Below are 12,098 nucleotides of genomic sequence, written 5' to 3'. Positions count from 1 at the left end.
TGTTTGAAACATTGAAGATAACCGGGGCCGCAGCGTGCGGTCCTTCGATCAGGCGGCAGGACGTCCAGCCGCAAAGTCCCAGAAACGGCCGGGAGCCGCTTCAATCAATGATCGCGTATATTCATGCGATGGATTACCAAGCACGTCGGCGGCATCGCCTTGCTCAACCACTTGTCCGCGTTTCATCACCAGCACTTCATCGCAAATCTGTGCGGCAACACGCAGGTCGTGCGTGATGAAGATGATAGCGATGCCGGTATCACGCTGCAGCTCGGCAAGCAGATTGAGAACCTGCGCCTGAACCGAAACATCAAGCGCAGAGACGGCCTCGTCGGCCACCAGAATATCGGGTCTGAGCGCGACCGCGCGCGCGATGGCAATACGCTGGCGCTGACCACCTGAAAACTGATGCGGATAGCGTTTCAGGGCATCTTCGGGCAACGAGACGATCTTCAACAAGCGTTTCGCTTCCGCTACTGCCTCGTCATAAGGGACGCCGTAATTAAGTGGCCCTTCTGTCAGGCTTTGCTCAATCGTCCAGCGCGGATTCAATGACCGAAACGGGTCCTGAAACACGACCTGAAGCTTCTTGCGAAACGGCTTCATCTCGCGTTTTCCGAGATGTGCGATGTCTCGTCCGTCCACGACGATCTCACCTTCTGTGGGCTCGATCAACCGCATGATTGAGCGGGCAACGGTAGTTTTACCCGAACCGGATTCCCCTACAATACCGAGTGTACGCCCCGGCTGAAGCTCGAAGTTCACCTCGCGAGAGGCATGGACTCCCGGCTTTGCGCTGAAAATCCCGCCACTGCGATAGGTCATGCCAAGATCGCGAACGCGGATCACAGCTTCACTTCCTGCGGCTCACGCGCCAGACGCGGAACGAGGCTGGGAACAGAGCCCAACAGGTCCTTGGTATATTGCTGCTGCGGTGACGACAGAACGTCCCGGATTGTTCCGCGCTCCAGGATTTCACCATGACGCATAACACAGACACGGTCAGCGATTTCCGCCACCACCCCCATATCGTGCGTGATAAACAAAACCGCAGTGCCGTGCTTTTCCTGCAATTCCGCAATCAGCGACAGGATTTGCTTCTGTGTCGTCACATCGAGTGCCGTAGTTGGCTCATCAGCGATCAGCACCACAGGCTCAAGAATGAGCGCCATGGCGATCATGATGCGTTGACGCTGACCGCCCGAAAGCTGATGCGGGTAGCTTTGATAAATGCGCTCCACATCCGGCAGATGCACCTGCTCCATGATGTTGATAACTTTAGCGCGCTTGGCCTCTGCCGAAAGGCTGGTGTGAACGTCCAGAACCTCTGTGATCTGTTCACCTACCCGCATAACCGGATTGAGCGCAGTCATCGGCTCCTGAAAGATCATGGAGATGCGCGTAGCGCGCATCTTTTTCATGTCAGAGGGTGAAAGCTTGAGCAAATCAGTGTCATCCAGCCTTATTGCACCTGATTTGACCAGCAGGGCATCTTTCGGCAAAAGTCCCATGGCTGTGAGCGACGTCACCGACTTTCCTGAGCCGGATTCGCCTACGAGACAGACCGTCTCGCCTTTGCGAATATCAAAGCTCACGCTGCGAAGCACGTGTACCACCGGGAAGCGCCACCACAAGGTTTTCCACTTCCAGAACGACGGACTCATGTAAAAATCACGATTACGCAGTTCCATATCAGCCCTCCCGCTTTTTCAGACGTGGGTCGAGTGTGTCGCGTGCAGCGTCGCCCAGCAGATTGATCGACAGAACGCAAAGCGTCAGCAACAGGCCCGGCCAGAGCACGATCGATGGCTTGATGCGGAAGAACTGACGGCCTTCAGCCATGATGTTCCCCCAGGTTGGAATTTCCGTGCTGATGCCAGCACCCAGGAACGACAGGATCGCTTCCGTGAGGATCGCAGAAGCGACAATATAGTGCCCTGCACGATGAGCGGTGCCATCGTATTAGGAAGAAGATGCCGGAACAGGATCTTCGGTGTGCTTGAACCTAGCGCCAGTGCCGCTTCCACATAAGGCTCTTCACGCGCAGTCAGGATGACAGAACGCACAAGGCGCACCACGCGCGGGATCTCCGGGATGGTGATGGCGACAATCACTGAGCCAATAGAAGGCCCATTCAACGCAACCAGCGCGATAGCGATCAGGATCGATGGCATCGCCATCAAGGCATCCATCATGCGCATGATGATTGCATCGGCCGTGCGGAAAAAGCCGGCAATCAACCCGATAAACACACCGACGCCAATTGAAGCAGCCGCAGCAAACAATCCGATCAGCAGCGAGATGCGCCCCCCAAGGATCATGCGCGAGAAGAGATCGCGGCCATAATTATCTGTTCCGAGCAGGTATTCATCGGAAGGCGGCTTCAGCCGCATCAGTGGATTCATTGCCAGCGGATCGTGGGGAGCGATCCAGGGGGAAACAAGGGTTAGGAGGAGGATTGCGGCGAGAAGAAAAGCGGCAATCATTGGCCCGATACCAACACGTGTAACGCGCGGCAGCGAGAACAGACGGAGCATCCAGTGCATGCCTGCCGATGTCGGTTCTGAGCGCATCAATAGCGTATCCTTGGGTCGAACAGTGTGTAGGAAAGGTCAATCAGAAGGTTGACGAAAACATAGAGTGCACTCGTCAGAAGGATCATGGCCTGGATGACCGGATAATCGCGCGCCAGCACAGCATCGACCGTCAGGCGGCCAATTCCGGGAATATTGAAGATGCTCTCCGTCACGACCACGCCAGAAATCAGCAATGCGAAGCCGGTGCCGACAATAGTTACGACCGGCACAGCAGCATTTTTCAGCGCATGGACGAACAGAAGACGGCGATCACTGACACCTTTCGCACGTGCTGTGCGAATATAGTCTTCGCCAGAACATCCAGCATTGCTGCGCGAGTCATGCGAGCAATGAGTGCGATGTAGATCGAAGCCAGTGTCAGCGCGGGCAATATTGCGCGCTCCATAAAGCCGCCAAAGCCCGATGAAATCGGCTTGAAACCCTGCACTGGAAGCCAGCCCAGATTAACCGAAAAAATGAGCAGCAAAACATAGCCGACCAAAAAGACCGGAACGGAGAAACCCAGAACCGAAAAGCTCATGACGAGATAGTCGATCCATGAACGATGACGCCAGGCGGCGATCACACCCATCGGAATTGCAGCGAGAACTGCAATGATAATGGTGAGAACAGCGATCGAAATCGTCGGGCCGATACGTTGTGAAACCATATCGAGCACTGGAACGCCGGAAATCAGCGAAACACCGAGATCACCCTGCAATATCTTGCCCATCCAGGTAAAATACTGAGTGAGGATCGGCTCATTAAGGCCCATTGCCTCGCGGATGCGTTCGAGCTGTTCGGTGGTCGCGGCATCGCCTGCCAGAATTGCTGCCGGATCACCCGGCGTCAGTCTGAGGAGGAGGAACACAAATACCGATACCAGCAGCAGCACCGGCACGAGCGCAAAGATACGTTTTAACAGATAGACAGCCATATGCGCGTCCCGCTTGAGGCGGAACCGGTACAAAACCGACCCGCGTTGAACTGGGCGCTACCGCACTGAACGCGATAGCGGCGGGCAGATTATTCTTCGGTCTTTTCACGTTCCAGAAAACGGGAACGGGTGAGCCGAGCATATCAATGACATTGAGCGGCGTGCCTGTGGTGGGTTATATTCACCAAGCGGAATGTAGAGCACGTTCTCCAACGTATGAGCCTGTATCTTTTCGACAACGGCCTTCTGCTCTTCAGGCGTCTTGGCGGCGATATATTCCTTTTTCAACTCTTCGATCTTGTCGTCCTTCGGCCAGCCGAACCAACCCTGATCGCCGCGGCCATTCAGCATCACTGAATTAAGCGGTGTCGCGATTTCTGGAATCTGCCAATTCGTGAAGAAAATATTCCAGCCGCCCTTTGAAGGCTCATCTTTTGACGCACGACGACCGACGAGCGTCTGCCAGTCCATCGGCTGCATGTCGACGGTGAATCCGGCAGCGCGGAGTTGCTGTGCTGCAACGACTGGCTGAGGCGACAGACTGGTAACATCGGTCGGCTGCATCAACACAACCGGCTTGCCATCATAACCAGCCTTTTTGAGCAGTTCCTTTGCCTCTTCAACATTGCCCTGCGCGATGATACTTTCCGCGCCGACATTGGTAGCATTGCGTGCCGCAGCCGAAAATCGCACCGCAAACCTTGTAGTAATTCGGATCAGCCATCAGCGCTGCAAGCACTGGTTCCTGCGACATGGTAAGGAAGGCGGCACGGCGAATGTCAGGATTGTCGAAAGGTGGATGCTTGAAATTGAGGCGTCCCATTGTCTGATAGCCAAGCGGATCGCGCTGTTCCAGAACAACGGAATCATCGCCATCAAACAGCGGCACGAGATCGACCGGGATCTGTTCGACATAGTCGATTTCACCGCTTGTCAGCGCATTCACAGCGGTTTGGGCGTCGGTCATTGTAACCCAGCGCACCTTATCGACATTGACACCTTACCACCTGCCATCCAGCTGGCGGGCTCGCTGCGCGGTACATAATCTTCATTCTTGAGATAGCTGACGCCAACGCCGGGCTGGAATTCTGCCGGTACCAACTTGAACGGGCCAGAGCCGATATGTTCGGTAATCGCAGTATCAGCGGGCGTTGCTGCAATCCGCGCTGGCATAATGAACGGAGGCAAAGCTGCCTGCTTGGAAAGCGTATCGAGGAAGGGAGCGAACGGTTCTTTTAATGTCCAGACAAGGGTCTTGTCGTCAGTGGCCTTCAGAGAATCTGTGATATCCATGATAAGCTGGCCACCGGCATCGCGCTTGGCCCAGCGTTCAAGTGAAGCCACCGCATCTGCAGCCGTTACCGGTGCGCCATCATGGAATTTCAAACCATCGCGTAGCGTGAATGTGTAAGTCTTACCGTCATCCGAAACGGTCCAATCTGCCATCTGTGGCTGTGGTTTGAAATTTTCATCAACAGCAATCAGCACGTCATAGATCATATATCCATGATCACGCGTGATATGTGCGGTGGTGATGATCGGATCGAGAATACGCAAATCGGAATGCATGACTGCAGTGAGCGTTGTTTCCGCCCATGCATTGCCTGCGCCAAGCGCAATCAAAACAGCTATCCCATATTTCAGTTTGCGGAGGATGGGGCCAGGCTGTGTTGATTTGAAAAACTGCATCTACTTGGTTCCTCTGAAGGTTGTTATTATTGTTTTATTTGAATTCTTCTCCCAACGGCTCAAGCCGGATACCTGAGCGCAAGTGCTTCCATGACAATTGTGCCGGGCTGAGCGGCATTGCACCGGGGGCTGTGCAAACAAGGAGCTTTTCAGCAATAGGGGCGAAGTCGGCCCGGAAATGTACTGAGCTCTTATTGACCAGAATGGCTTGCTGTTCCGGTTCAATACCAACCATCCGATAGAGCGCGCGATCGGCCATCTGCGCGAGATTGGTTGTTACAACGACACGTGTCCCGCCAAGACGCAGGCAGGCAGATGGCCCCATGTTTAACCAGGTGCCACCGTAATAAGGTCCCGTCGCATGGGCCTTGCCGTCGGAGAGTTTTTCTACGGTGAACGTAGCCGTGAATGGCTGATCGTCATCAATTCCCGACTTGCCGCCAAGGGAGATTTCAATCTCCGCACCCTCGCCTGCCTGATGTGCAATGTTTGCCGCTTCAGGATCGTGGATACAGCCAATCGCCGCACGTTTTGCATCGCAGGCAATAAGCGCACGAAGCATCCCGGTCGTATCCGAACTGCCGCCTGCCCGGGATTGTTGTGTATCAGCAATGATGATAGGACGAGAAGCATCTCGTGCCAGCTCGATTGCCTTCTCAACCCTTCTTCTGGTTGATAAGAGACACCTGCGAAAGACTGCTCGGCTGCAGAAAGTGCCGCCATGATATCATCTGCACAATTCTCGACCGCTTGCTTATCCCACCCGTAAGCAAAGACTGAAGGACCGCATTCCGCGAAATCGGCAGCGGGAAAGCCCATGAAAAGAGAAGCTGTCAGCACATCTTCCGGCACATCCACCGTCATGCCATACAGGCCTTTGGCCGGTTCCTCATCCGTGCATTGCCATGCGATAGGAATGAGATAATCACCCTGCCGCATCGCCTTGTGCCAGCCATCGGACTTGCCCATTAATGCCTGTAAGGCTTTAGCTGACCGATAGCCGGTCTCGGCCATATCGACATGCGGATAAGTGCGGAAACCGACCATCACATCGGCATGATCGAACATACGACGCGTGATGTTGCCATGCAGGTCAAGCGCTACCGCCAACGGCTCACTTGCACGAACCGCACGCACGCGCTCAAGAAGTTCGCCTTCGCCATCGTCCACATGTTCGGCAACCATCGCGCCATGCAGGTCGATAAAAATGCCGTCAAGCGGACCGCAATCCTTCAACCCTTCAACAATCTCGGAGACGATTGCCTCGTAAGCGTCTTTGGTGACCGGAGCAGAGGGAATAGCGCCGGCCCACAGGATCGGCACGATTTCCCAACCGGCTTCCTGTGCGAACTTGAGTGCACCAGCAATGCCCAGATTGACGTTTTGAGCATTCTCGATAATCGCTTCACCACGCGAAAGCGGGATATATCCGCCGCCCTGAACGAATGCTGCCATGGTTGCAGGAGCGGCAGCAAACGTGTTTGTTTCATGCAAAAGCCAGCTACAGCCACGCGTTTTGACACGAGCGTACTCCCATTTTCTGATTTGCCCCTCGGGCTGTGATGTGTATCTGTCAGCGATACATCTATATTGATTTTTATGATAGGGACCAATTTTGATCCTTGTCAATCCTTGAATCTGGATTAAAGCTTTTTCCCATGAACACATTTCGAGACCTGCGCGGCATATCCACTTTCGATCCGGATGAAGCGGAAGCTTTCAAGGATGACCCGTTGTTTTGCGCTCGGTCGCACGAACGGTTGCAGTCATGTCTGCATTTCAGCGCGCGACATCCCTTGTCGCTCAGTCAGGTTGCAACCGCAGCAGGCATTGATCGCAGCGCTGCCCAGCGCATTGTTCATTCGCTTCTGAAGTTGAATATGCTGGCACGCGACCCTGAAGATCGTGGTTATCTGCCGGGCTTGCGTATTCTCGACATGACTTACGATTTGTTGCGGCTCAACCCCATGTTGCAGCGCGCAAATCCGGTCATGCTGGAACTCCGGCGCCGGGTCAGCGAGCGTGTTGATCTGTCTCTTTTTGACGATGTTCGCGTAATTTACGCCCTGCGTATGCCGTCAAAACACGAAGTTTTCAGTGCGACCATCGTCGGGAATGCAGTTCCCACTTATTGCACGGCGGGTGGTGTGGCCATTCTCTCGCGGCTGCCTGACAACACAATTGCCGACATCGTTAACCGGTCGGATATGACACCATTCACACAGCACACTGTCCGCGATCTGGAAGGGGGATGGAGCATGTTCGCGCAGCGCGTGAACGGACACCCTATTGTGCAAGCAGCTTCTCAATCATGAAGTTGCTATTGGCGCTCCGATTCTTGATTGGAGGGGCGCCCCTGTCGGCGCAATCCATGTAGCAGGCAGCCTTCAGGAATGGACGGCCGAAGGCTTCAGCGAAAGTTTTGGGCCGCTCATTCAGAATGCAGCCCAAACGATTTCAGAAAAGTCCCCTCCTTTTGGCAGCAAAAGAGCGGAAGCGGAATAAAAAATACCGGGCTAATAGCCCGGTATTTGTGTCGATTAGTCTTCCTTGATCATGCTGTCTTTGCTGGTATCGCGCATCCGAAGATAGACGATCAGTGAAATACCGATCATGACGGTTACGTACCAGTAGAAGCCACGCTCCCAACCACCATTCTTGAAGCTCAGCGCTACATATTCCGCAGTTCCGCCAAACAACGTATTCGCAAGAGCGTAAGGCAGCGCCACACCAAGTGCGCGGATATGAGCTGGGAAGAGTTCTGCCTTCACCACTGCGTTGATCGAGGTGTAACCAGTTACAATGATCAGAGCACCCATGACGAGCATCCCGGCAACCCATGGGTCACGCGTCTGCTCAAGCGTCGCAAAGATCGGATAGGTAAACAGTACGCCCGCCGCACCGAAGGCAATCATCAGCGGCTTGCGGCCAATCTTGTCCGATAATGCACCGGCGACAGGCTGAAGGCACATGAAGATGAACAGAGTGACCGCGTTGATCTGACTCGCCACTTCGCGGCTGAAGCCAGATGTATTGACCAGGAACTTCTGCATATAAATTGAGTATGCGTAGAAGGCGAGCGTACCACCAGCGGTCAGAAGCATGACCAGTGCGGTTTCCTTCGGATGATACTTGATCAGCGTCCAGAAGCCAGACTTCGGGGCGTCCTTGGTTTTAGCATTCTTGAAGCTCTCGGTTTCAGCAAGGCCACGGCGTAGCCAGAAGACAACAACCGCAAGCAATGCACCGATGAAGAACGGAATACGCCAGCCCCAGGATTCAAGAGCAGAAGTTTCCATTGTGCTCTGAAGCACGATCAGTAGCAGAATTGCCAAAAGCTGGCCGGAGATCAGCGTCACATACTGGAAAGACGAAAAGAAGCCGCGACGGCTTTTGCCCGCCATTTCGGATAGATAGGTCGCGCTGGCACCATATTCACCGCCAACAGACAGACCCTGCATCAGGCGTGCAAGAACCAGAAGCGCCGGGGCAACAAGGCCAATAGTTTCATAGCCGGGTGTCAGGGCAATAATAAGCGAACCTGCGCACATTAGCGTCACGGACAGCGCCAGACCTGCCTTACGGCCCTTGCGATCAGCATAGATGCCCATGATCCACGCACCGATCGGGCGCATGATGAAACCAACGGCAAAAACTGCAGCAGCGCTCAAAAGTTGCGCGGTCTGGCTTTCCGACGGAAAAAAATGCGGTGCGAAATAGAGCGTGAAGGCTGCGTACACGTACCAGTCAAACCATTCGACGAGATTACCGGTCGATCCGCCAATAATGGATTTCAGTCGGCTGTTGGTGCTCGCGCAGCACTCTGTTCGGACGTTATTGAGACCATGCGGTCACTCCTTCAAATCTCACGATTTTGAGGTTCACCGTGGTGAGCGCGTCAGTAGCCGCACATATTTCCGGGTGTTTCTGATTTCCTTGAGGATTGTCGCGACAGCGCCAGGACGGGCTTAAAAGGCGAAACCCCTATTGGGAAATGGGCTTGATTGATTGGTTTCTGGATCCGCGCCCTTAGTCAGGCCGACTTTCAGTTTCCTGAGCCTGTATCGCAACACCCAAATCTCCTTCAAGAAACTGGGCGAGAACAAAGACATGGTTTTGTGGTTGCACGGATTAGCTCCTCCCTACGAAACTCCCATTTTCGAAGTGGTACCAAAATGGGACCTGGCTGCCGACCGCCAGAGCAGTGGATTAAAAATTTTAGTTTGTTGAATTAACTCGCAGAATCTCGATTTTGACACATTCTGAACACGCCATTTATGCAAAAATCTGCGTGACATTATTCAAATAAATGCATAATCCTGCACAAATGAAAAAACGGCGGCAGCTCAGCAGAATCCTGATGATTGCGCTCGCGTTCTTGCTGGCGATAGGCCTCTGGACGACTGCACGGTCGTGGACGGAGACAAGTGCACTTGATCGTTTGAGCGAGGATGCGACGCTTGTAGCGCGTCAGCAAACCCGCCTTATCGATAGCGAACTGGCCAAGTTCCGCCTGCTTCCGGTTGTTCTGAAAGAATATAGCGACCTTCACGACGTCCTTGCTGGTGAAACGCGAGAATCTACAGAACGACTAAACGAAAAGTTGAAATTCCTTGCCTATGAGATCGGCTCACCGATCATTTATGTCGTCAAACGCGATGGCACCGTCATTGCTTCTTCCAATGCCAATACGCCTGAAAGTTTCGTTGGGCGCAATTACGGCTACCGTCCTTATTTTCAAGGCGCGATGGCTGGGCTGCTGAATATTATGCCATAGGCGATCTTAGCAGGCGCTTTGGCCTATTCCTCGCAAGGCGCATTGGCGATGAAGCCAATCCGGTTGGTGTTGTAGTCGTCAAATTTGAGTTTCACCGGCTTGTCCAAACGTGGTCGAACGATCCCGGCCAAACTTTCGTCGTTGATCCTCGTGGCATCATATTGGCATCCACGGATAAGGCAGAAGACCTTCGCTCGTTTCTACCAATCTCCGAAGCGGAACGCACAAAGATAGGCCAGAGCGGACAGTTCAACGTCGCAGACTTGTAACCCAGTCACTATGCTTTCGAGCCTGAAAGCATGATGCGCGGACCATCCGGTGCAAAGTTTTCACTGTGAGCGAGCCGATTGCCGGAACAGAATTAAGACTTCTCCATGTTGAACCCGTAGCCCCATCAATGCGAGCAGCACATGATCTGGCACGACTTATAACTGTGTCGGCATTGCTGGTCCTCATCGTGATTGCCGGTGCGGTTTATTGGCGAATAACGCGCGCGGCACGTCTGGCTGCAGACCGCGCTGCTCTGAATCTGCAGTTGCAGAACGCACCGCCGAACTCAGCGCTGAAATGGCAGAGCGCGAACGCGCCGACAAACGCTTTCGGGAAGCACGTGAAGAGCTGGGGCAGGCAAACAGGCTCGCATCACTGGGGTCTATCACCGCAGGTCTTGTCCATGAGATCAACCAACCCGTCGCCACCATTCAGACACTTACAGAAAATGCACAACATCACCTGGCGAAGGGCAAGCTGGACAAAGTCGCAGCCAATTTGGTCACTTCCATCGAACTTACCTCCCGTATTGGTTCCATCACGCAGGAAATGCGGCGCTTTGCCCGACGCGGACACCGGGATTTGGCCCCGGTCCGTCTTGATGAGCTGATCGAAGGCACGCTTCTTTGATGGGCGACCGCTTTCGCAATACTGGTGTGACTTGAAATGCCCAACCGTTCCAATTTTCAGGTTCTCGCAAATCGCGTCCGGCTGGAACAAGTGTTGGTCAATCTGCTGCAAAATGCGCTTGATGCAGTTGCTGAAAATCTGAACCGCGCATCGCTTTGTTCATCTCAGAAGAGGAACAACTTGTGTCCCTGATTGTCGCGGATAATGGACCCGGCATAGATCAGGCATTGGGCGATGAAGTGTTTAGCCCCTTTGTAACCGGAAAGCCGGAAGGTTTGGGCCTCGGGCTGGGTATTGCACGCGACATCATGACAGAACTCGAAGGCACGTTGCGTATCGTGCCTTCGCCATTGGGCGGCGCTGCCTTCTCAGCCACGGTAAAGCGAGCAAAACAAGCATGACAGGCACTGAACCACTCCGCGTCATGTTGATCGATGATGACGTGGCATTTCGCACAGCGCTTGCGGATTCTTTCGAGATCGCTGGTCTGGATATAGAGACCTATGGTGATGGACAATCGGCACTTGCCAATCTGAGTGCCGACTTTCCCGGGATCGTCGTCACAGATATCCGGATGCCACGCATTGATGGTCATGCCGTGATGGAAGCGCTGCTGACACGCGACCCGAGTTGCCAGTCATCCTCATGACCGGACATGGCGACATCAGCATGGCAGTGGCAGCACTCAAAAAAGGTGCCTTCGACTTTATTGCGAAGCCTTTCTCTGCCGATCACATGGTTTCAAGCGTTCGTCGGGCATTGGAAATGCGCCGTCTGGTTCTCGAAAACCGCAGACTTCGCAAAGCCGCTGCGGAAGCTGAGCAAGATTTCCCGTTGCTGGGGGAAACACCCGTTATGGTGCGATTGCGAGAGACTATCCGCCAGCTTGCGTGTCGATGTAGATGTGCTGATCGAAGGCGAAACTGGCACCGGAAAGGAACTTGTTGCCCGACTGCTTCATCGCTGGAGCACACGCCATGCTCGCGGCTTTGTCGCAATCGACTGTGCAGCACTCCCCGACGCGATTGCCGATGACGTGCTTTTCGGCAATAGAATTCAACGCGGACGCATAGCCGATGCGGACCGCGGCACCCTTTTCTTAGATGAAATCGACAGCATGTCAGCAAGCTTACAAGGCAAACTCTTGCGTGTCGTCGAAGAACGCGAATTGCCGTCGATGACGGGGAGCCTCGCGCTGTCAATCTGCGCGTTATCGCTG

General features: G+C 54.0%; 6 protein-coding genes and 6 pseudogenes. 6 read left to right on the top strand and 6 right to left on the bottom strand.

Annotated elements, in window-relative coordinates:
- Positions 1–48: 48 nt before the first annotated feature.
- From C9380_RS12360 to C9380_RS12340, 5 pseudogenes are all read right to left on the bottom strand, one after another.
- Positions 49–1,691, bottom strand: a pseudogene (locus tag C9380_RS12360) (ABC transporter ATP-binding protein).
- A 1-nt stretch (position 1,692) separates the two neighbouring features.
- Positions 1,693–2,537 (bottom strand): annotated as a pseudogene (locus C9380_RS12355) (ABC transporter permease).
- Between the two features lie 35 nt (positions 2,538–2,572).
- Positions 2,573–3,513, bottom strand: a pseudogene (locus C9380_RS12350) (ABC transporter permease).
- Positions 3,514–3,613: 100 nt separating this feature from the next.
- A pseudogene (locus C9380_RS12345) lies at positions 3,614–5,202 on the bottom strand (ABC transporter substrate-binding protein); the annotation flags it as partial.
- Positions 5,203–5,236: 34 nt separating this feature from the next.
- A pseudogene (locus tag C9380_RS12340) lies at positions 5,237–6,725 on the bottom strand (M81 family metallopeptidase).
- A gap of 135 nt (positions 6,726–6,860) precedes the next feature.
- On the opposite strand from C9380_RS12340, the gene C9380_RS12335 reads away from it, so the two are divergent.
- Positions 6,861–7,517 (top strand): IclR family transcriptional regulator, encoded by a 657-nt coding sequence (locus C9380_RS12335; protein WP_217284091.1) that lies wholly within the window; start codon positions 6,861–6,863, stop codon positions 7,515–7,517.
- A gap of 225 nt (positions 7,518–7,742) precedes the next feature.
- Here C9380_RS12335 and C9380_RS12330 read toward each other — a convergent pair whose 3' ends face one another.
- The gene (locus C9380_RS12330; protein WP_128093666.1) at positions 7,743–8,999 is read right to left on the bottom strand and encodes an MFS transporter; all 1,257 of its coding nucleotides are present in this window, start codon (positions 8,997–8,999) and stop codon (positions 7,743–7,745) included.
- A 563-nt stretch (positions 9,000–9,562) separates the two neighbouring features.
- On the opposite strand from C9380_RS12330, the gene C9380_RS27440 reads away from it, so the two are divergent.
- The 5 genes and pseudogenes from C9380_RS27440 to C9380_RS27415 all read left to right on the top strand — a co-directional run.
- Complete coding sequence (locus tag C9380_RS27440) at positions 9,563–9,979, top strand: sensor histidine kinase (RefSeq protein ID WP_252869765.1); 417 nt, start codon at positions 9,563–9,565, stop codon at positions 9,977–9,979.
- A gap of 477 nt (positions 9,980–10,456) precedes the next feature.
- Positions 10,457–10,879, top strand: a complete 423-nt coding sequence (locus C9380_RS27435) for a histidine kinase dimerization/phospho-acceptor domain-containing protein (protein WP_252869764.1) — start codon at positions 10,457–10,459, stop codon at positions 10,877–10,879.
- Between the two features lie 182 nt (positions 10,880–11,061).
- The gene (locus C9380_RS27430; RefSeq protein ID WP_252869763.1) at positions 11,062–11,280 is read left to right on the top strand and encodes an ATP-binding protein; all 219 of its coding nucleotides are present in this window, start codon (positions 11,062–11,064) and stop codon (positions 11,278–11,280) included.
- Positions 11,277–11,569 (top strand): annotated as a pseudogene (locus C9380_RS27425) (response regulator); the annotation flags it as partial. The gene C9380_RS27430 and the pseudogene C9380_RS27425, both read left to right, overlap by 4 nt.
- 196 nt (positions 11,570–11,765) lie before the next feature.
- A partial coding sequence (locus C9380_RS27415) for a sigma 54-interacting transcriptional regulator (RefSeq protein ID WP_252869762.1) occupies positions 11,766–12,098 on the top strand: 333 nt, incomplete at its 3' end.

Origin of the sequence: Brucella pituitosa, assembly GCF_003049685.1 — a bacterium.
GTDB lineage: Bacteria > Pseudomonadota > Alphaproteobacteria > Rhizobiales > Rhizobiaceae > Brucella > Brucella pituitosa.
Note: the sequence above shows the minus strand (reverse complement) of the source record. Positions and strands in the feature narration are given on the sequence as shown.

Coding starts and splice junctions, on each gene's coding strand:
- C9380_RS12335 (WP_217284091.1), top strand. CDS start 6,861: ATGAACACATTTCGAGACCTGCGCGGCATATCCACTTTCGATCCGGAT.
- C9380_RS27440 (WP_252869765.1), top strand. CDS start 9,563: ATGATTGCGCTCGCGTTCTTGCTGGCGATAGGCCTCTGGACGACTGCA.